Raw genomic sequence first — 18,969 nt, 5'->3', positions numbered from 1 at the left:
GGATCGATCAGGCGACCGGTGGCGTGCGCTTGCCGGCGTCTTCGTCTTCTTCCGACGCCTGCGCGTCGGCGGCCTGTGCGGCAGCGTCGGCATGGCCATCGGCGATCGGGTCGACCTGCGCCGGCACGACCGCATCGGCGACCGGCGCAGCGGCGTCCACCGGTGCGGCTTCGACAGCCACTGGGGCTGCCGGCTGCTCGGCGACCGGGGCGACTTCAACCTCGGCCTTCGGTTCGACTGCCGGAGCAGCTTCAACCACCGGCGCAACATCGGCCACCACCGGCTTCGGCTCGGCCACCGGTGCGGCTTCGACCACCGCGGTCGGTTCAGCGACCGGAGCTGCTTCGATCGCAGCAGCGGTCTCGGTCACCGGCGGCTTCGCCTCGATCACCGGAGCCGCTTCAGGCGCCGGCTGCACCGGCGTCGCTGCATCGATGGCATCCAGCATGCTGGTCTGCACCGGCGACGGGGCCGGTTCGACCTTGGCGACTGCTTCCACCGGAGCCGGAGTCTGCACTGCGGCGGCCACTGGAGCGGCTGCCTCGACCACGGCACTGCTTACGGCAGCAACCGGGGCAACCGCGGCAGCCACTGCAACCGGCGCACGTGCCGGCTTGCCGGCATCAGCGGCGGCCGGCTCGACTTCGTCATCGAAATCGAATTCCGGCTGCGAACGCGACGGCTGCACGGCGGCTGCCGGTGCGCCGACCGAAGCCGGGGCGGTCTGCTCGACCGAATCGCCGTCGTTGTCCTCGCCTTCGGCATCATCGCCGTCGTCCAGGTCATCACCCAGTACGTCACTACCTGCAGCGTTCTCGGCGCCACCACGACGACGACGACGACCACCGCGACGGCCACGGCGGCGGCGGGTTGCGCCTTCGCCGGTCTGATCGCCTGCGGCATCGGCCGCAGCATCCTCGGCAGCCCCGGTCGCAACCACGACCTCGGCATCGGTCGTTGCGGCGGTGTCCACGGCCGCGACGGTGTCGACCACGTTTTCAGTGGCGACGGCCGGTGCCAGTGCCTTTTCTTCCTGCACCGCAACCGTGGCCGCAACCGCAGTCGTGGTAGCCACGGCAGCGGCAGCGGTCACGACATCGGCCGGGGCTTCGGCAGCGGCACGCTGCGGCTTCTCGGCCGGCTTGTCACCGTCCTGCGGGCGCGGCTGCCTCGGCTGCTTCAGCTTCGGCTGCTGCTGCCCCTGGCCCTGTTCGTTGCGCGGCTTGTTCTGCTGCTGCGGCTGCTGGGCATCCTTCGGCTTGCCCTGCTGCTGCGGCTGCTGCTGGCCATTGCCATTGGCCTGGCTGCCGCCGTTGCGGCCATCCTTGCGCTGCTCACCGCGGTCCTTGCGGTTGCCGCCGTCCTTCTGCTGCTGCGCATTGCCATTGCCGCCGTTGCCACGGCTGTCCTCGCGACGGTCCTTGCGGTCCTTGTTGCGATCCTTGTTGCGGTCACGGCGACCGCCATCCTGCTGCTGGCGCGCGGCCGGTGCCGGCGCAGGAGCGGGAGCGGGCTCGCCGCCAAAGATGCGCTTGAGCCAGCCGACGACGCCGCCACTGGCGGCGGCTGCCGGGGCCGCTGCGGCCACCGGTGCCGGTGCCGGGGCGGCGACCGGTTCCACTTCCTCGCGCACCGGGGCGGGCGAGTTGTGCTTGACCTGGGTCACCATCGGCGGCGGGATGTTCAGCTGGCCCTTGGTCAGCGCGTGCACCGGCAGCTTGCGCGGGGTACCACGCTGGTAGCTCGGCTTTCCGCTTTCCTCGCCCAGCTCGTTGTCGCGCAGGCGGGTGACGGTGTAATGCGGGGTGTGCAGCTGTTCGTCGGCAACGATCACGATCGGCGCCTCGTGGCGCTTCTCGATTTCGCCCAGCGCGCCGCGCTTTTCATTCAGCAGGTAATTGGCGATCTCCACCGGGGCCTGTACCAGCACCTGCCCGGTGTTCTCCTTCATCGCATGCTCTTCGGCGACGCGGATGATCGACAGCGACAGCGACTCGACGCTGCGCATGCGGCCATGGCCGTCGCAACGCGGGCAGACGATCTGGCTGGATTCGCCCAGGCTCGGACGCAGGCGCTGGCGGCTCATTTCCAGCAGGCCGAAGCGCGAGATGCGGCCAACCTGCACGCGTGCACGGTCGTACTTGAGCGCGTTGGCCAGGCGGTTCTCGACTTCGCGCTGGTGCTTGTTGGAAGCCATGTCGATGAAGTCGATCACCACCAGGCCGCCGAGGTCGCGCAGGCGCAGCTGGCGGGCCACTTCCTCGGCCGCTTCCAGGTTGGTCTGGAACGCGGTGTCCTCGATGTCGCTGCCCTTGGTGGCGCGCGAGGAGTTGACGTCGACGGCAGTCAGCGCTTCGGTCTGGTCGACCACGATCGAGCCGCCCGACGGCAGGCGCACGTTGCGCTCGTAGGCGCCTTCGATCTGCGATTCGATCTGGAAGCGGTTGAACAGCGGGATGTCGTCCTTGTAATGCTTGAGCTTGCGCAGGGTCTGCGGCATCACCTGCTGCATGAACTCCTTGGCGTGCTCGTACATTTCCTCGGTGTCCACCAGGATCTCGCCGATGTCGGCGCGCAGGTAGTCACGCAGGGCGCGCACGATCAGGCGCGATTCCTGGTAGATCAGGAACGGGGCCGGCTTGCTCAGGGCGGCTTCGGCGATGGCGCGCCAGACGTTCAGCAGGTAATCCAGATCCCACTGCAGCTCTTCCGCATCGCGGCCGACGCCGGCGGTACGGATGATGACGCCCATTTCGTCGGGGATGTTCAGCTTGTCCAGAGCGTCCTTCAGGGCCGCCCGGTCTTCACCCTCGATGCGACGGGAAACACCGCCGGCACTGGGGGAGTTGGGCATCAGCACCATGTAACGGCCGGCCAGGGAGATGAACGTGGTCAGGGCGGCGCCCTTGTTGCCACGTTCTTCCTTGTCCACCTGGACGACGATTTCCTGGCCTTCCCTCAGCAGCTCGCGGATGCCGGCCTTGTTGTGGTCGACACCGGCCTGGAAGTAATCGCGGGAGATTTCCTTCAGCGGCAGGAAGCCATGGCGGCCACCACCGTATTCAACGAAGGCCGCTTCCAGCGAGGGCTCGATGCGGAAGATCCGGCCCTTGTAGATGTTGGACTTCTTCTGTTCCTTGGACGGCTGCTCGATGTCGATGTCATACAACGACTGGCCATCCACGATGGCAACACGCAGCTCTTCAGCCTGCGTGGCGTTGATCAGCATTCGCTTCATTGTTGCGTTCCTCGCAAGCGGCTACCGCGCGGAACGCCATGGAGTTTCGCCTCTGGACACGGCTCGCCGCCCATTCGCGCAAGCGCGGGGAGGGCGGCTTGGGTTTCCAGCGCTACGACACCACGGCAGGCCGCGGGAGCGCTTCAATTTTCTGGTTTTGGGTGTTGCAGGGCCGGAGGCAGCTGTCAGCCAGGCTGGAGCGCCGCACGGGACATGTTCAGCGCGACTGCGTGTCAGGCAATCGGCGATGGCCGGGAACGCCGGTGAGCCGCTAACATGGCCGCCCCGCGGGCGGTGGTCGCGCACTGTGCCGGATTCGTCGGAAGCGGGGCTTCTGGCCCTGAGTAACTTCCAACGAAATCAATCCCTTATCTCGCCCCCCGAGTGTAACAGAATAAACAGGCTGATGACTGCACAAGACTCCACCAAGCCGGCCGGCGACAAGCCTTCCGTGCGCATGATCACCGTTCCGGCCGACCGCGCCGGCCAGCGCCTGGACAATTTCCTGCTCGGCCAGCTCAAGGGTGCCCCGCGCAGCCTGGTCTACAAGCTGGTCCGCAGCGGCCAGGTGCGCGTCAATGGCGGCCGCGCCAAGGCCGAGCGCAAGCTGGAGGCCGGCGACGAAGTGCGGATACCGCCGGTTCGTCTCAGCGAAGAGGGAGACAAGGCGGGTCCGCCCGAGGCGTTCATGCGTCGGCTGGAGCAGGCCATCGTCTTCGAAGATGCCCGGCTGCTGGCGCTGAACAAGCCGACGGGCGTCGCCAGCCATGGTGGCAGCGGCATCAGCTTCGGCGCCATCGAGACCCTGCGCGCTCTGCGCCCCGGGCAGACCCTCGAACTGGTCCACCGGCTGGACCGTGACACGTCGGGCCTGTTGATCGTGGCCAAGAAGCGTTCGGCACTGAGCGAGCTGCAGGCACTGCTGCGTGAAGACCACGGCGCCGGTATCCGCAAGCGCTACCTGACCCTGTTGGCCGGGCGCATGCCGGACGGGGTGATGACGGTCGACGCGCCGTTGCACGTGGGCCTGCGCCAGGGCGGCGAGCGTCATGTGCAGGTCAACGCGATCGGCAAGGAATCCATCAGCCATTTCCGGGTGCTGGAGCGCAAGGGCGGCCATTCCTATTGCGAGGTGCGCATCGAAACCGGCCGCACCCACCAGATCCGCGTGCACGCCCAGCATCTGGGGCATCCGGTAGCCGGTGACGACAAATACGGCGATCCTGCGGTCAACAAGCGGCTTCGTGAGCAGATCGGGCTGAAGCGCCTGTTCCTGCATGCCGCGTCGCTGGAGTTCGCGCTGGACGACGGCAAGAGCCCGTATGTGCTGAACGCGCCGCTGGCCGATGAGCTGGTCGAGGCGCTGGATCGACTTCGCTAAGGGCGGTTCGGCGGCGCCGGGCGTTTGGCTGGAGCCGTCGTTTCCCTGCGATAAGTGGGCTTGTCACTTTCTTTGCTCGTGCAAAGAAAGTAACCAAAGAAACACGCCGCCATCCGCGAGCCAGCGCTGCGCGCTGGTGCCCTGTGCTCCTCGGTCCGCCGAGGGGCGGCGCGGAACTCGCTGCGCTCAAACACCCGCGCCTCTTCGCCCTCGTCGGACCTGCGGTGCTCGGCTCGCTACAAGGCGGACCCGACAGCCGCAGCGTAGACCCCAGGCTGCACGCAGCCTTTGTAGAGTCGAGCAACGCTCGACTCACGCGCGAAGTGAAGGCTCTTGCTTTTTGTTCCCTCAGCGGCAGAGGGGCGATGTGTGGTGAAGTACATTGAGCAATGCCCGTCTATTCTCGAATTGGACTCGACGCAGGGCAGTGCAGATCAGTCTCAGTGCTAAGAATTCAGGGGGGGGGGATTAAAGCTAAGCATGCTAGTGCCGCTAAGTCCGTTGTGTCGCAGAAGCATCGTGTGGCATCAATTCTCGCGGTCTCAGATTCACTATTTGACAAGGATGAACTAAATGGTAAGAGTATTCATTAGCTGGTCTGGCGAGCAGAGTAAGAAGTATGCAGAGGCAATTCGGGATTGGCTGCCTGCAGTAATTCAGATGGTCAGCCCCTACTTTACCCCCACGGACATCGAGAAGGGGGCGCGTTGGTCATCTGATATCGCCAAAGAGCTTGAGCAGTCTCAAGTTGGATTGATATGTGTTACACGGGATAATCTTCACTCTGACTGGATTCTCTTTGAGGCTGGCGCGCTGTCAAAGAGTCTCGATAAGTCTCACGTCTGCCCTGTCATCTTTGGAATAGCTCCCACCGACCTGTCTGGGCCGCTTAAGCAGTTTCAAGCGACGTCCTTTGAGCGGGCCGACTTCCATAAGTTGATTTCGCTGATTAATGCGAAGCTCGGAGATGCCCGGTTGCCGGCTAAGACATTGGATGCTGTCTTTGACAAATGGTGGCCCGATCTTCAGGCGAGAATTGAGCAGATATCCGATGCCTCAGGTAGTGGGTCATCTGAACCGGTACGTACAGAGCGTGAGCTAATCGAGGAAATTCTCACGATCAATAGGTCCATGCAAAGATTGCAGGGGCGACCTTCCATTCCGGCACGGGCAATCCAGGAGCTAGTTGAAAATCATATTGAGTTGCATGATGATCAGGCTCGAGAGTTGTCCGGATACCAGGATGCTCTAGAGCTGATGAAAAAGTCGCACAAGCCACTCGTCTATATTGCCGGGAAATACAAGGGGATTTCGGACGAGATGGACAAGCTGATCGCCGACCTTGTCCGGTTGGACTACGACGTGATTGGAAGTCAGTCTGAAGAAGAGGCGGATATACCGTTCTGATCTGATAGCTTCTGAGGGGCTTCAACTTCGGAGTCTGGATTCAAGTGGTGAGTCTTAATGCTCACCACTTGAACAGCACCAGGCTGATCGCCAGCGTACCCATGCCGGCCACCAGGCCATAGACGGTCTCGTGGCCCTTGGCGTAGCGCTTGGCCGCCGGCAGCAGCTCGTCCAGCGCCAGGAACACCATCACACCGGCAATCAGGCCGAACACCCAGCCGAACGTGGCGTGGGACAGCGAGCCGGAAAGCAGTACATAGCCGATTGCCGCGCCCACAGGCTCGGCCAGGCCTGACAGCAGGCTGGCGGCGAACGCGTAGAACTTGTTCTGCGTGGCGAAGTACACCGGCACCGCAATGGCGATGCCCTCGGGAATGTTGTGGATGGCGATGGCGAAGGCTAGCGGCATGCCCACCGACGGGCTCTCCAGCGTCGCGAAGAACGTTGCCAGCCCCTCCGGGAAGTTGTGCGCGGTGATCGCCACCGACGTCAGCAGGGCGACCCGCTTCAGGTATTCGCGGCTGTTCTCGCGGAAGGCCGGGTCCTGCTTGTCCAAGCTGTCATGCGGGTTGGGAATGAAGTGGTCGATCAGCACGATCACCACCACGCCCAGCAGGAAGGCGAGGGTGCCGTAGGTGAAGCCGGTGCGCTCACCATAGGCCAGCGCGAACGAGGCGATGGATTTGTTGAGGATCTCCGACAGCGAGACGTACACCATCGCGCCGCCGGCAAAGGCCAGGCCGAAGGCCAGCAGGCGCGGATTGGGGCGACGCGAGAACAGCACCAGCAGGCTGCCGATGGCGGTGGCAAGGCCCGCAGCGAGGGTGACCGCCAGGGCGATCCAGATGTTTTCGGGGTGAATCTGCAGCATGTACCGACGCGTTCCTTGTCATCAAGCAATCGCCCCGGCACGGGCCGGGGCGGCAAAGGCGAGGCGGGCGTCGGCTGGCCTCGTCACCGGCAGGCGATCAGCCGCCGCGGCGCAGGCTTTCTTCGATGGCGAAGCACTGGTCCGGTTTGGGCTGCGGCGGGTTGAAGCTGACCGGCACCTGGATCGTGGCCGGCACGGCCTCGCCATTGCGGGTGGCTGCCTTGAACTGCCAGCCCTGCACGGCGGTCTTGGCCAGATCGTCCAGCTGCGGGTTGCCCGCGCCGGTCAGCAGGGTGACCTCGCTGGGTTTGCCGTCGGTGCCGATCACCACCTTGAAGGTGCTGGTACCGCCCACGCCGGTGCAGGCCAGTTCCAGCGGGTATTGCGGCGGCGGGGTTTTCACCGCAGCCACTTCGGTGGGTGCGGCAGCCGGTGCTGCCGGCGGTTCGGAGGTGCCGCAGCCGGCCAGGCCGGTCACGGCAAGCAGGGACAGGCTCAGCAATCGCACGTTCATTTCAGTTGCTCCGTCAGGGCCGAAGTCTTCGCTGCGCAGATGAAGTCGTTCTCGCTCAGGCCGCCCACGTCGTGGGTAGAATAGCGGACGACGGCACGGTCGTAGTGGACGCCGAGGTCCGGGTGATGGTCCTCGCCGTGAGCGATCCAGGCCAGCGCGTTCACGAAGGCCATGGTGGCGTAGTAATCCTTGAAGCGGAACGTGCGCACCAGCGCCTGGCCGGCCTCGGCCAGCTCCCAGCCGGGAACCTGCGGCAGCAGTTCGGCCAGGCGGGCCTCGCCCAGCTTGTGGTCGCTGCCCTTGCGCGGCACGCAACGGGCCTGTGCCAGCGGAATCAGGTCGGCCATGGGTTCCTCCACCTCGTGTTGACTGAACAATGCGCCGGCCGGTGTATAAATCGAATGAGCGGCTGACGCTTACTTGGCTAGAATAGCCTGATGATCCAGATCTCCGACACTGCCCAGACCCATTTCCGCAAGCTGATCGAACGCGAGGGCGTGCCCGGCATGGGCGTGCGCTTGAGTGCGGTCGATCCTGGCACCCCGCGTGCCGACGCCCGGCTGGAGTTCGCCGAGCCGACCGATCTGCTCGGCGACGAGTGGGCGGTGGACTGTGATGGCTTCACGCTCTATGTCGACGCAAGCAGCGTTGGCTGGCTCGATGGCGCGGAGATCGACATCGTGGCCGGTACCGCTGGTACCCAGCAGCTGACGATCAAGGCGCCGCGGATCAAGGGCGAAGCGCCCGGCGATGCCGCCTCGCTGGTCGAGCGCGTGCATTGGGTGGTGGAAAACGAAGTCAATCCGCAGCTCGCTTCGCACGGTGGCAAGGTCGCCGTGCAGGAAGTCTCGGCCGACGGCGTGGTGCTGCTGCGCTTCGGCGGTGGCTGCCAGGGCTGCGGCATGGCCGACGTCACCCTCAAGCAGGGCATCGAGAAGACCTTGATGGGCCGTGTGCCGGGGGTGACTGCGGTGCGTGATGCTACCGATCACGACAGCGGCCACGCTCCGTATATTCCGCGCGGCAACGCCGCCTGATCGCCAACGCGTGCCTCTGCCCAGAGCCGAGCAACTCATCGACCTGCTGCTGGCGCGCCAGCAGCGACCGCCCATCCTCGAGAAGAGCACTGGCCTGCCGTACGGCTGGGCGATCTGGCTGCGGACGCTGACGCCGCTGCCGCGTCCGCTCCACGCGCGCGAGGTGATCGCAGTGCTGCTGCCGCGGCCGCTGCCCGGGCCTCCGGGGCGCTTGCCGGGGCTGGGGCCATGGGCGTCCCTGCGTCGCCTGTTCTGGCAGGACTGGGATCCGGCGCCGCGTGACCAGCGCTGGATGCGCTGGACCTCGGCGCTGCTCAGCGCGTTGCTGCATCTGTTGTTCTTCCTGCTGCTGCTGTGGGTGGCGGTGATCCGCACGTCTTCGCCGGACGAGCAGGGCAGCGAGGGTGAGCGCGTGCAGATTGAATTCGTCGGCCGTGCTGCACAGGAAGGCGGCGGCGACCAGCCCGGTGCCGAGGCGGCTGCCGCCGCGGAGGCCGGTGCTGTAGCCGCAGGCCAGGATGCCGGAGCGGCGACAGCGCCCCGGCCGCAACCGTCTGCACCTGCGCCGTCTTCCACTGCCGCTGCCACGGCACCGACCGCAAGCGTGCCGCCGCCGCCCGAGGTGGAGCCGGCGCCGGTGGCCGCACCGCCGCCCTCACCGGTACAGGCCACCGAAGTTGCAGAGGCGACCGCCGAATTCGTGGTGCCGCCGGTCGCACTGCCGCGCACCGAGGTCAGCATCGTGCCTCGCGACACCATTCCGACGGTGCGCGAGCGCAGCGTGCAGCCGGTACAGGCTGCGCCGATAGCAACGCCGGTACGCACGCCCGAGGTGGCAGTGCAGGCTCCCCGCGTGCGCGATGTACAGGTGCAGGAGCGCGAAATCAGCACGGTTGAAGCGCCGGTGGCGCCGCAGCCGATGCGCACCACCGACATCCAGGTACGCGTGCCGCAGCGCGACGTGCAGGTGCGCGAGCGCGAAGTGCAGGCGATGACCGATCCGCAGGTGCGCATGGCCACCGTTGCAGGGCGCGAGCCCACGGTGCGTGCGCCTGCCGGGCGCGAGGTGCAGGTGCGCGAACGGGAGGTTGCTGCCGCTCCGCAACCTGCCGCGTCGACTGCGGCAGGCAGCGCGACCACGCCGACGCCGGCACCGTCCGGCAGTTCGGCCCAGAACAGCGCCAGCGTGGCGCGCCCTGCGACGACCAGTACCGCCGCCGCACAGGCGGGCGCCCGTCCGGCACCGGCCCCGGGCAACTGGGCAACGCCCGCCCGCGGTGACGACTGGGGCGCCTCCAGCCGCAATCGCGACGGTGCCAACCAAGGCGCCGCGCAAACCAGTGCGGGCAAGGGCGATGGTCTGTTCAACGCTGACGGCAGCGTACGCGTGGCCGGCCAGGACGGGGCTGGCAAGGCCGAGCGTGGCGCACCCGGTGGGGCCAACGACGGCTGGAGCAAGGAGCGCATCGCCGAGTCCGGCAAATGGCTGAAGCGGCCGCCGTACGACTACACGCCTACCTCGTTCGACAAGTATTGGGTGCCGCAGGAATCGCTGCTCGCCGAGTGGGTGCGCAAGGGCGTCAAGGCAATGGAGATTCCGTTGCCGGGTACCAGCACGAAGATTTCCTGCGTGATCTCGATCCTGCAGGCCGGTGGCGGCTGTGGCCTCACCGATCCGAACATGCAGGACCAGCCGGCAGTGGCGCGTCCGCCGCCGGATATCCCGTTCAAGAAAGAGCTGCAGGAAGATAACGGCAGCCGGTAGGGTGCCGCATCCACGCATGGCGTGGATCTACTGTGCATCCAGCTGCGCCGGGTAGATCCACGCCATGCGTGGATGATCCATGGGCTTCACGTGCATGCCGACCAAGGTCGGCCTCTACCAGGTCATTCGCTCTGTGACAGGAACACCCAGAACGGGACGTCGCGACCTACCCAGTCACGGCTGGCTTCATCCAGGATGTCCAGCAGCGTTTCGAACTCCTTGCCTGCACCGGCGCGCAGGGCATCGACGTCGGCCAGGAACAGCGCATAGCCATGGGCCGGCAGCCATTGCAGGTCGCGCAGGTTGTCAGACAGGGCATCCCAGTTGCCGCCGAAGCCGGCAGGGAAATCAAGCTGGGCGGCCAGCCGCGCCAGCAGGGTGCGCTTGTCGCCCACGCCATCCAGGTCGATCCGGATCACCTTCAGGTCGGCATCGCGCATCGCTGCCGACAGCGCGCTGATATCGGAGCTGTCGATCGCGTAGACGCCGGCATTGTTGATGTCATGCAGGCCGAGGCCGAAATCATCGTGGCTCATGGGCGTTCTCCGGAGGCCGGTACGGTGAAGCTGCGGAACGATTCGTAGTGATCATCGGTGTAGTACCAGGCATCGGGCGGGTTGCCACCGGTGACGATGCGCCGCGCGCCGCGGGTGCCTGCACCGGGCGTGTCGACGGTGTACTCGCGGTAGTAGCCACGCGGGCGCTGTGGCAGCTGTTGTTCGCGGTTGCCGAAGGTGCTGCCGTCCTGCCGATGCGGGAACGGGCCGCCGCGCTGGATCAGCGCGATGGTCTGGCGGGCCTCGACCGGAAGGAAGCCGGGCAGGCCGCTGTCGCTGTCGCTGTTGCTGTTGCTGCGCAGCGCCGGTGCGTTGGCCGCCGGAGTGCCCTGCAGGTCGGGGGCGAACTGCGGCGGCGGCGGCCGCTGCAGGAAATGATTGACGACCAGGCCGAGCAGCAGCAGGACGATGGCAGTGATCAACAGCCGAGGGTTGCGCATGGGCAGGAGCAGGCAAGGGTGGTGCGCCCACTGTAGCGCCTGCGCGCTGCACCCTGCATGAGGGCGCGCGCCGCGTCACCGCTGCGTAACAATTGCCGGCATGCTCACCTGCAGGACGCAATTTCCTTTACATCCCCCTTGGTAATCTGGCGGTCTGTCCCCATCATTCACCGCGCAACGCCCGACACCGTCGGGTGCCCTCGCAATCAGGAGATGCATCATGGCCTACACCCTGCCCAAGCTGTCCTACGCCTACGACGCGCTGGAACCGCATATCGATGCGGCGACGATGGAAATCCATCACACCAAGCATCACCAGACCTACATCAACAACGTCAACGCGGCGCTGGAAGGCACCGAGTACGCTGACCTGCCGGTCGAAGAACTGGTGAAGAAGCTGAAGTCGCTGCCCGAGAACCTGCAGGGTCCGGTGCGCAACAACGGTGGCGGCCATGCCAACCACTCGCTGTTCTGGACCGTGATGGCTCCGAATGCTGGCGGCAACCCGGTGGGCGACGTGGCCAAGGCCATCGACAAGGACCTGGGCGGCTTCGACAAGTTCAAGGACGCCTTCACCAAGGCTGCGCTGACCCGTTTCGGCAGCGGCTGGGCATGGCTGAGCGTGACCCCGGACAAGAAGGTCGTGGTCGAGAGCACCGGCAACCAGGACAGCCCGCTGATGGAAGGCAACACCCCCATCCTCGGCCTGGACGTGTGGGAACACGCGTACTACCTGAAGTACCAGAACCGTCGTCCGGAATACATCGGCGCGTTCTTCAACGTCATCGACTGGAACGAAGTCGAGCGCCGTTACCAGGAAGCGATCGCCTGAGAACGGTAGCGCCGGGCCATGCCCGGCGGCTTCAACAGAAGGCCGGGGGAGACCCCGGCCTTTTTTTTTTGCGCATCGGTAGTGCCGGCCGCTGGCCGGCAACCTCATGGCTCTCATTCGGTGGTGGCAGCCACGTCCTGCAGCCGCAGCGTCGCCATCACGCCCAGGCGCAGGCCGGGCAGGTCGCCATCGGCGGGCAGCATGATCGCCTGCTGGCGGATGCCGCCGAAGTGCTTGACCTGGAACAGCACATCCAGCCCATGGCCACTGGCGCCGCCGCCGCTGGCCGCCGGTGCGCCGGGATTGCGCCGGGCCGGCTGGAAGCCGGGGGTGCTGCGCACCAGCTCGACGGTGCTTGCGGAAAAATCCCCGGCGATCAGGCTCGGCATGCCCTCGGCCGTGGCGCCGATCCAGGTCATCAGGTCGCTGGTCTGATGTTGTCGGGCCGTGGCCTCATCCGGCTCCGGCCGCAGGCGCGCGACGTAGACGTTGACGTCGTTGTCGCCCAGCCGCAGGCGCATCATGCCGGCGGCACTGAAGGTGCCCGGCGGATGCAGCAGGGTGACGCCGTCCTCGCTGACCGGCAGCCGGCTGAGCATCGCGTTGCCATGCCGGACCGGCTGGCTCGGCGGGTCTGCGGTGACGAAATCGCAGCTGTAGCGCAGCCGGCTGGCCAACCAGCAGGCCGGGTTGCGCCCTTGCTGCTGCAGGACCTGCTGCACCGAGATCACATCCGGCTGCAGATCGGTCAGCAGCTGCAGCACCTGTTCGCGGCGCTGCTTCCATTGCCCTTCATCACGGCTGGGCAGTTCCAGCGCGGCGACGGTCAATTGCCGCACCTCCGTGGCAAGGCTGGCGGCCGGCGGCGCCTGCGGTCGTGCCAATGCAGGCACGGCCAGCATGAGGGCAAGGCAGCTGGACAGGATGCGGGCAAAGGGGAGGGGGCGCATAACGATAAGTTTACGCTTTTGCCGTGCAGGTTCCGTGACTTCCGGCAGGGCCGCACATGCCTGCCATGCTTTGGCGCGCCTGTCATGCAGCCCTGCAGCGTGCTTCGCACGCACAGGTTCCGGTACTCTTGCGCCTTTCGTTTTGCAGGAATGCCTTACAGGATGAGCCACGACGCAGTCGCCCCCATCGCCGGCCAGGGAAAGATGCCGCGCCAGATCCCGTACATCATCGGCAATGAGGCCTGCGAGCGGTTCAGTTTCTACGGGATGCGCAACATCCTGGTGCAGTTCCTGATCACCTCCCTGCTGCTGCAGGAAATCACGGCCGAAGGCCGTGCCGGTGAAGCCAAGGACATCATGCACAGCTTCATGATCGGCGTGTATTTCTTCCCGCTGCTCGGTGGCTGGCTGGCCGACAAGTTCTTCGGCAAGTACCACACCATCCTGTGGTTCAGCCTGGTCTACTGCATGGGCCATCTGTGCCTTGCGCTGTTCGAGGGCAGCCGTGGCGGCTTCTTCCTCGGCCTGGGCCTGATCGCGCTGGGCGCCGGTGGCATCAAGCCGCTGGTGGCCTCGTTCATGGGCGACCAGTTCGACCAGAGCAACAAGCACCTGGCCAAGATCGTCTTCGACGCCTTCTACTGGATCATCAATTTCGGCTCGTTGTTCGCCTCGCTGCTGATCCCGCTGGTGCTGAAGAACTGGGGCCCGCAGTGGGCGTTCGGTATTCCGGGCATCCTGATGTTCATCGCCACCTTCGTGTTCTGGCTGGGCCGCAAGCGCTACGTGCTGGTGCCGTTGCCGCCCAAGGACCCGCATTCGTTCGCCAATGTGGTGCGCACCGCGCTGACCACGCGGGTGGCCGGCCAGGGCCGTCCGGGCCTGGTGATCGCCGTGCTCGGCCTGGTGCTGGCGGTGGCCTCGTTCGGCCTGGTCGGCTCGCTCGGCATCGTGATCTGCCTGTGCCTGGCGCTGGTCTCGATCCTGGCAGGCATCGGTGGTGGCACCTGGCTGCAGTTGGACCGCGCGCGCGGCCAGCATCCTGCCGAAGCCGTGGAAGGCGTGCGCTCGGTGCTGCGCGTGCTGGTGATCTTCGCCCTGACCACGCCGTTCTTCTCGCTGTTCGACCAGAAAGCCTCGACCTGGGTGCTGCAGGGCCAGCAGATGCAGATGCCGAGCTGGTTCACCGCCTCGCAGATGCAGGCGCTGAACCCGCTGCTGGTGATGATCCTGATTCCGTTCAACAACCTGGTGCTGTACCCGGCCCTGCGCCGCTTCGGTTTCGAGCCCACCGCGCTGCGCCGGATGACCGCCGGCATCGCTTTCAGCGGCCTGGCCTGGATCGTGGTGGGTGGCATCCAGGTGGTGATGGATGGTGGCAATGCGATGTCGATCTTCTGGCAGATGCTGCCGTACGCGCTGCTGACCTTCGGTGAGGTGCTGGTCTCGGCCACCGGCCTGGAGTTCGCCTACAGCCAGGCCCCGCAGGCGATGAAGGGCGTGGTGATGAGCTTCTGGAACCTGACCACCACCATCGGCAACCTGTGGGTGCTGCTGTCCAATGCGGCCGTACGCAACGAGACGGTGACCCACCAGATCGCGGGGACCGGGTTGAGCGAGGCGGCATTCCTGATGTTCTTCTTCGCCGGCTTCGCCTTCATCGCGGCGTTGGCCTTTGGTTGGTATGCACGACGCTATCGTATGGTCGACAACTACCGCACCGCCTGAGCCTGACATGACCCCCGTCAATCTGCTGTTGATCGCCATCACCGCCATCCTGTCGTGGATGGCGTTCAACAACCGCAAGCTGGCCGACCGCCTGATCCTGTGGCCGCCGGCGGTGGATCGCCACCGCCAGTACGACCGCCTGATCACCTACGGCTTCATCCATGCCGACTGGTCGCACCTGATCTTCAACATGATCACCCTGTTCTTCTTCGGGGGGTTCATGGAGAGCGTGATGGTGCAGCTGACCGGCAGCTACCTGGTCTATCCGGCGTTCTACGTCGGTGCGTTGCTGGTCTCGATCCTGCCCAGCTACCTGAAGAACCAGAAGAACCCGAACTACCTCAGCCTCGGTGCGTCCGGGGCGGTGTCGGCGGTGCTGTTCGCCTTCATCCTGATCAAGCCGTGGTCGATCATCCTGGTGTTCTTCATCCCGGCGCCGGCGATCGTCTATGCCGCGTTCTACGTCGGCTACAGCATCTGGATGGACAAGCGCGGTGGCGATCGCATCAACCACAGCGCGCACCTGGCCGGTGCCGCGTTCGGCGTGATCTTCATGCTGGCCATGCAGCCGAGCATCTTCAGTCACTTCCTGCGCGAACTGTCCAACCCGACCTTCCGCCTCGGCGGCGGCTGAGGGTGGCCGGGGTCGGATCCACTGGATCCGACCCCCGGGGCTGCGGTCCCGCTCCGGGTCAGGCCCGGGTCTGCTGACCGTAGGTATCGAGCAGGCGGGAGAAGACTTCCTCGCCGATGCTCTGGAACGCCTGGTCTTCGGTCTGTCCCTCCACGGCCAGTTGCAGCAGGCCCTCCAGCAGGGCGTGATCGGTATCGGATTGGGAATCGCTGGGGTGCATCACGGGCCTCCACGGCAGATCGCTTGGTCAACTGTCGCAAGGGGCATGCCAGGCTGGCGCACCCCTGCAGAGGGGTTAGCGGCCGGTTGGCCTGAAGCTTGAGGGCAACAACTGACGCAACGGGCGCAGACTTGTCCCTGTTCAGACTTCACGCGATCATGGCGCCCGCGTGCGCACCATCCACGCAGTCGCCGCAGGAGACAGTCCCATGGCTTCGGTCACGCCCCCCGGTCTGGCTTACGAGGTCGAACACGATCAGGTCAACCACCGTTTCACCGCCCGTGTGCGTGGGCAGGTGGCACTGTTGGAGTACCAGATCAAGCGCAGGCGGATGGTCATCACCCATACCGAAGTGCCCGAGCCGATCGCCGGCCGCGGCATTGCCGGTGAGCTGACCCGGGTCGCACTGCGTTTCGCCCGTGAGCAGAAGTACAAGGTGGTGCCGGCATGTGCCTATGCCGAGGCCTTCCTGCAGCGGCACGAGGAGTACCACGATCTGCTTGTGGGCTGAATCCAGCGGGCCACCCTTCAGCCAGGGCAGGCGATGATGCATGAACATGAACAGGGGATCCCGATGAAGATTGGAAACAACCGGCCACTGCACGCCAGCGTGCTGGCCGGCGCTATGGGCGTGCTGTTGCTGGCCGGTTGCCAGCGCGAGAACGAGGCGGCTCCGGCCACCGATGCCGCACCTGCGGCCGAAACCACCGGCACCGCCGAGGCACCCGCGGCGGAAGCGCCGTTGGATCTGCGCGATGTGATCGAGAACAACGAACGTGAAGTGGTCGGCATCAGCTACCCGGCGGGCATCGATCGTTATCCGGGCCTGGCACGCGCGCTGCAGGCCTATGCCACCTCCGCCCGCAGCGATCTGCAGCAGGCGCTGGACGGGCTGGGCAACGACAAGCCGACCATGCCCTATGAGCTGTCGCTGAGCTTCGAGAAGCTGCTGGAGACGCCGCAGCTGGTGGTGGTCAGTGCCGACGGCAGCCGCTACACCGGCGGCGCCCATGGCGAACCGCTGGTTGCTCGTTTCGTGTGGCTGCCCGCGCAGCAGCAGATGCTGAGCGCCGAGAAGCTGGTGGCCGATGCCAAGGGATGGAAAGCGATCAGCGATTTCGTCGCCGACCAGCTGCGCGAGCGTGTGGCCACCCGCCTCAGCGGCGAGGACATGGACCCGTCGCAGCTGCAGGAATCGCTGCGCAATGCCTCGCGGATGATCGCCGACGGCACCGGTCCGCAGGCCGACAACTTCAGCCAGTTCCAGCCGCTGACCGACGACAAGGGACAGATCACCGCGCTGCGCTTCGTGTTCCCGCCCTACCAGGTGGGTCCATACTCGGACGGCACCCAGACCGCCGATGTGCCGGCTTCGGTGTTGTTGCCACACGTGGCCAAGGACTACGTGGAGCTGTTCGCACGCGGGTAACCGTAGACGAGGAGGTGACGTGGATACAGGGTTGCAGGAGCGGGTCACCGGCCTGCTCCACGAGGCCGGGGTCCAGATCGATGGAACCCGGCCGCAGGATATCCAGGTGCATGACCCGCGTTTCTTCGCGCGGGTCATCGCGCACGGGTCACTCGGCCTGGGCGAGAGCTACATGGACGGCTGGTGGGATGCCAACGTCCTCGACGAGTTCCTGTACCACCTGATGCAGGCGCACCTGGACGAACGGGTGCACGGCTGGCGCGAGGTGGCCGACGCCTTGAAGGCGCGCCTGTTCAACCTGCAGTCCGGGGCGGGCAGCTACGAAGTCGGCCGCCGCCACTATGACCTTGGCAATGACCTGTACCAGGCGATGCTTGGCCAGCGCCTGGTCTACAGCTGTGGTTACTGGCGCAATGCCGACGATCTGGATGGCGCGCAGGAAGCCAAGCTGGACCTGGTGTGCCGCAAGCTGGGGCTGCGTCCCGGGCAACGCGTGCTCGACATCGGCTGCGGTTGGGGCGAGGCGCTGAAGTTCGCCGCCGAACGATACGGTGTCAGTGGCGTGGGCATCACCATCTCGCAGGAGCAGGCCGACTTCGCCCGCAAGCTGTGCGCTGGCCTGCCGATCGAGATCCGGTTGCAGGACTATCGCGAACTTGATGAACCTTTCGATGCGATCTTTTCGATCGGCATGTTCGAACACGTGGGCGACAAGAACTACCGCAGCTTTTTCGACGTGGCCCGGCGCTGCCTCTCGCCGCGGGGACTGCTGCTGTTGCATACCATCGGCAGCAACATTTCGCGTCACCGCACCGATCCGTGGATCGCCCGCTACATCTTTCCCAATTCGATGCTGCCGTCGGCGGTGCAGATCAGCCGGGCGTTCGAAGGGCGCTTCGTGCTGGAGGACTGGCACAACTTCGGTACCGACTACGACCTGACGCTGCAAGCCTGGCGGCGCAACGTGGAAGCGGCGTGGCCGCGGCTGGACGCGCGCTATGACGAACATTTCCGGCGCATGTGGCGTTTCTATCTGGCCGGATCGATGGCCAGCTTCCGCTGCCGGCATGCGCAGCTGTGGCAGCTGGTGCTGTCGCCGGAGGGCGTGCCCGGGGGATATGTAGCGCCGCGGTGATCGCCGGCGGAGGCGCGCAACCGCAGCAGCCCGCCGTCTTGCCGGGCTGCTGCGGCATCACCCTTGCGTCAGTTGGCGACGGTGTAGACGTATCCCAACGACGTGTTGGCCGTGTCGGTTCGGGCTCTGACCTTGAAGTGCATCGGCGGCAGATTGCGTCCGCTCATGCGGCATTCCTCGAGCTCATCGACCTTGCAGGTGAACTGCGTTTCGGTGGGTTCAAAGCCCATGCCAATGTAGATGTCCAGGTCGGGATTGGCGCGCAGCTTGGTCGTCGTGTACCGGTTTGCCTTGGGCTTGACGACGCCGGAAATGCTCTCGCCCTCCATCAGCGTCACATTGATGCCGGCCGTGCGGGATCCGCCCGGAGCGGTCTGCAGGTTCCACGACAGACAGACCGCATCTGCCGGATCGTTGCAGGCAACCTCCTGCGTGTCGTACGCACGTCCTGCAGCCATGGCCTGGGATGCACAAAAGATTGCGATGCCAGCCAGCACGCTGGCAGACAGCAAGGGAGCTTTGAAGCGCATTTTCATGTTTTTTCACAACGGGAAGTCAGGACGATTGACTGGCGTTCGCACCTCCTGTGCTCGCCTCCCTCCGTGGTCGGTCGGGGCCGAGTGGGCCACAAGCGGCACCGCGCGTTCTGGGGCCACTGTCAAATTTCGTCGTGGAATGATCTTCTCCTGACAACTCCATTTGATTTGCGACAAGCGGTGTCGCGAACTGCTGTATCTGGCTGAATGAGGGGTATATGACGCGGCCATCTTCTTGCACCTACGTCATGGCAAGAGGCGAATGCGACAGCGGGTAAAAGGCCAGCATCGGCAA

The 18,969-nt window shown here is 65.5% G+C and carries 19 protein-coding genes; 10 read left to right on the top strand and 9 right to left on the bottom strand.

Translation table 11 applies throughout. The features are described from left to right. Positions 1-7 precede the first annotated feature (7 nt). Complete coding sequence (locus J2X70_RS06260) at positions 8-3,238, bottom strand: Rne/Rng family ribonuclease (RefSeq protein ID WP_309909488.1); 3,231 nt, start codon at positions 3,236-3,238, stop codon at positions 8-10. Between the two features lie 406 nt (positions 3,239-3,644). Between J2X70_RS06260 and J2X70_RS06255 the strand changes: the two genes are divergently transcribed. Both J2X70_RS06255 and J2X70_RS06250 read left to right on the top strand, forming a co-directional pair. After that, complete coding sequence (locus J2X70_RS06255) at positions 3,645-4,619, top strand: RluA family pseudouridine synthase (protein WP_309909486.1); 975 nt, start codon at positions 3,645-3,647, stop codon at positions 4,617-4,619. A gap of 573 nt (positions 4,620-5,192) precedes the next feature. Then, the gene (locus J2X70_RS06250; RefSeq protein WP_309909484.1) at positions 5,193-6,026 is read left to right on the top strand and encodes a TIR domain-containing protein; all 834 of its coding nucleotides are present in this window, start codon (positions 5,193-5,195) and stop codon (positions 6,024-6,026) included. Positions 6,027-6,087: 61 nt separating this feature from the next. On the opposite strand, the gene zupT is transcribed toward J2X70_RS06250, so the two are convergent. From zupT to J2X70_RS06235, 3 genes are all read right to left on the bottom strand, one after another. Next, positions 6,088-6,897 carry a zinc transporter ZupT gene (gene zupT, locus J2X70_RS06245; RefSeq protein WP_309909482.1) on the bottom strand — a complete coding sequence of 270 codons (810 nt, stop codon included), beginning with the start codon at positions 6,895-6,897 and terminating at the stop codon, positions 6,088-6,090. Between the two features lie 97 nt (positions 6,898-6,994). After that, complete coding sequence (locus J2X70_RS06240; protein ID WP_025876723.1) at positions 6,995-7,411, bottom strand: energy transducer TonB; 417 nt, start codon at positions 7,409-7,411, stop codon at positions 6,995-6,997. Further along, a complete protein-coding gene (locus tag J2X70_RS06235) occupies positions 7,408-7,758 on the bottom strand; it encodes a 4a-hydroxytetrahydrobiopterin dehydratase (RefSeq protein ID WP_025876725.1) in 351 nt (116 codons plus the stop codon). Before J2X70_RS06235 ends, J2X70_RS06240 begins: the two co-directional genes overlap by 4 nt. A gap of 90 nt (positions 7,759-7,848) precedes the next feature. On the opposite strand from J2X70_RS06235, the gene J2X70_RS06230 reads away from it, so the two are divergent. Further along, the gene (locus J2X70_RS06230) at positions 7,849-8,448 is read left to right on the top strand and encodes an NfuA family Fe-S biogenesis protein (RefSeq protein ID WP_301865781.1); all 600 of its coding nucleotides are present in this window, start codon (positions 7,849-7,851) and stop codon (positions 8,446-8,448) included. Between the two features lie 10 nt (positions 8,449-8,458). Next, complete coding sequence (locus J2X70_RS06225; RefSeq protein ID WP_309909479.1) at positions 8,459-10,213, top strand: hypothetical protein; 1,755 nt, start codon at positions 8,459-8,461, stop codon at positions 10,211-10,213. A 122-nt stretch (positions 10,214-10,335) separates the two neighbouring features. On the opposite strand, the gene J2X70_RS06220 is transcribed toward J2X70_RS06225, so the two are convergent. Both J2X70_RS06220 and J2X70_RS06215 read right to left on the bottom strand, forming a co-directional pair. Next, positions 10,336-10,749, bottom strand: a complete 414-nt coding sequence (locus J2X70_RS06220) for a barstar family protein (RefSeq protein WP_309909477.1) — start codon at positions 10,747-10,749, stop codon at positions 10,336-10,338. Then, positions 10,746-11,210, bottom strand: a complete 465-nt coding sequence (locus J2X70_RS06215) for a ribonuclease domain-containing protein (RefSeq protein WP_309909475.1) — start codon at positions 11,208-11,210, stop codon at positions 10,746-10,748. The genes J2X70_RS06220 and J2X70_RS06215 overlap by 4 nt, the downstream gene beginning before the upstream one ends. Positions 11,211-11,430: 220 nt before the next feature. Between J2X70_RS06215 and J2X70_RS06210 the strand changes: the two genes are divergently transcribed. After that, on the top strand, positions 11,431-12,042 hold the full coding sequence (locus tag J2X70_RS06210; protein WP_005410310.1) for a superoxide dismutase: 612 nt from the start codon (positions 11,431-11,433) through the stop codon (positions 12,040-12,042). 113 nt (positions 12,043-12,155) lie between these two features. On the opposite strand, the gene J2X70_RS06205 is transcribed toward J2X70_RS06210, so the two are convergent. Beyond that, a complete protein-coding gene (locus J2X70_RS06205) occupies positions 12,156-12,992 on the bottom strand; it encodes an endonuclease/exonuclease/phosphatase family protein (protein ID WP_309909473.1) in 837 nt (278 codons plus the stop codon). Between the two features lie 162 nt (positions 12,993-13,154). On the opposite strand from J2X70_RS06205, the gene J2X70_RS06200 reads away from it, so the two are divergent. Continuing rightward, positions 13,155-14,720 (top strand): oligopeptide:H+ symporter, encoded by a 1,566-nt coding sequence (locus J2X70_RS06200; protein ID WP_025876741.1) that lies wholly within the window; start codon positions 13,155-13,157, stop codon positions 14,718-14,720. Between the two features lie 7 nt (positions 14,721-14,727). Beyond that, positions 14,728-15,354 (top strand): rhomboid family intramembrane serine protease, encoded by a 627-nt coding sequence (locus J2X70_RS06195; RefSeq protein ID WP_309909470.1) that lies wholly within the window; start codon positions 14,728-14,730, stop codon positions 15,352-15,354. Positions 15,355-15,412: 58 nt separating this feature from the next. Here the strand turns inward: J2X70_RS06195 and J2X70_RS06190 are convergent, their stop codons facing one another. Further along, positions 15,413-15,574, bottom strand: a complete 162-nt coding sequence (locus J2X70_RS06190) for a hypothetical protein (protein ID WP_162887673.1) — start codon at positions 15,572-15,574, stop codon at positions 15,413-15,415. A gap of 208 nt (positions 15,575-15,782) precedes the next feature. Here J2X70_RS06190 and J2X70_RS06185 point away from each other — a divergent pair, with 208 nt between their 5' ends. The 3 genes from J2X70_RS06185 to cfa are packed head-to-tail and all read left to right on the top strand — an operon-like array spanning position 15,783 to position 18,138. Then, complete coding sequence (locus J2X70_RS06185) at positions 15,783-16,085, top strand: GNAT family N-acetyltransferase (protein ID WP_025876743.1); 303 nt, start codon at positions 15,783-15,785, stop codon at positions 16,083-16,085. A 36-nt stretch (positions 16,086-16,121) separates the two neighbouring features. Beyond that, a complete protein-coding gene (locus tag J2X70_RS06180) occupies positions 16,122-17,003 on the top strand; it encodes a DUF3298 and DUF4163 domain-containing protein (RefSeq protein ID WP_105165031.1) in 882 nt (293 codons plus the stop codon). Between the two features lie 19 nt (positions 17,004-17,022). After that, positions 17,023-18,138: a cyclopropane fatty acyl phospholipid synthase gene (gene cfa, locus J2X70_RS06175; RefSeq protein ID WP_059064639.1), complete on the top strand. Its 1,116-nt coding sequence runs from the start codon at positions 17,023-17,025 to the stop codon at positions 18,136-18,138. A gap of 68 nt (positions 18,139-18,206) precedes the next feature. Here the strand turns inward: cfa and J2X70_RS06170 are convergent, their stop codons facing one another. Further along, positions 18,207-18,674, bottom strand: coding sequence for a hypothetical protein (locus tag J2X70_RS06170; RefSeq protein WP_309909467.1), 468 nt, complete (start codon positions 18,672-18,674; stop codon positions 18,207-18,209). Positions 18,675-18,969 lie beyond the last annotated feature (295 nt).

The organism is Stenotrophomonas sp. 1337 (assembly GCF_031455455.1).
Taxonomy (GTDB): Bacteria; Pseudomonadota; Gammaproteobacteria; order Xanthomonadales; family Xanthomonadaceae; genus Stenotrophomonas; species Stenotrophomonas indicatrix.
Note: the sequence above shows the minus strand (reverse complement) of the source record. Positions and strands in the feature narration are given on the sequence as shown.

Coding starts and splice junctions, on each gene's coding strand:
- J2X70_RS06210 (WP_005410310.1), top strand. CDS start 11,431: ATGGCCTACACCCTGCCCAAGCTGTCCTACGCCTACGACGCGCTGGAA.
- J2X70_RS06250 (WP_309909484.1), top strand. CDS start 5,193: ATGGTAAGAGTATTCATTAGCTGGTCTGGCGAGCAGAGTAAGAAGTAT.
- J2X70_RS06220 (WP_309909477.1), bottom strand. CDS start 10,749: ATGAGCCACGATGATTTCGGCCTCGGCCTGCATGACATCAACAATGCC.
- J2X70_RS06240 (WP_025876723.1), bottom strand. CDS start 7,411: ATGAACGTGCGATTGCTGAGCCTGTCCCTGCTTGCCGTGACCGGCCTG.
- zupT (WP_309909482.1), bottom strand. CDS start 6,897: ATGCTGCAGATTCACCCCGAAAACATCTGGATCGCCCTGGCGGTCACC.
- J2X70_RS06235 (WP_025876725.1), bottom strand. CDS start 7,758: ATGGCCGACCTGATTCCGCTGGCACAGGCCCGTTGCGTGCCGCGCAAG.
- J2X70_RS06195 (WP_309909470.1), top strand. CDS start 14,728: ATGACCCCCGTCAATCTGCTGTTGATCGCCATCACCGCCATCCTGTCG.
- J2X70_RS06230 (WP_301865781.1), top strand. CDS start 7,849: ATGATCCAGATCTCCGACACTGCCCAGACCCATTTCCGCAAGCTGATC.
- J2X70_RS06185 (WP_025876743.1), top strand. CDS start 15,783: ATGGCTTCGGTCACGCCCCCCGGTCTGGCTTACGAGGTCGAACACGAT.
- J2X70_RS06255 (WP_309909486.1), top strand. CDS start 3,645: ATGACTGCACAAGACTCCACCAAGCCGGCCGGCGACAAGCCTTCCGTG.
- J2X70_RS06170 (WP_309909467.1), bottom strand. CDS start 18,674: ATGAAAATGCGCTTCAAAGCTCCCTTGCTGTCTGCCAGCGTGCTGGCT.
- J2X70_RS06215 (WP_309909475.1), bottom strand. CDS start 11,210: ATGCGCAACCCTCGGCTGTTGATCACTGCCATCGTCCTGCTGCTGCTC.
- J2X70_RS06260 (WP_309909488.1), bottom strand. CDS start 3,238: ATGAAGCGAATGCTGATCAACGCCACGCAGGCTGAAGAGCTGCGTGTT.
- J2X70_RS06200 (WP_025876741.1), top strand. CDS start 13,155: ATGAGCCACGACGCAGTCGCCCCCATCGCCGGCCAGGGAAAGATGCCG.
- J2X70_RS06205 (WP_309909473.1), bottom strand. CDS start 12,992: ATGCGCCCCCTCCCCTTTGCCCGCATCCTGTCCAGCTGCCTTGCCCTC.
- J2X70_RS06190 (WP_162887673.1), bottom strand. CDS start 15,574: ATGCACCCCAGCGATTCCCAATCCGATACCGATCACGCCCTGCTGGAG.
- J2X70_RS06180 (WP_105165031.1), top strand. CDS start 16,122: ATGCATGAACATGAACAGGGGATCCCGATGAAGATTGGAAACAACCGG.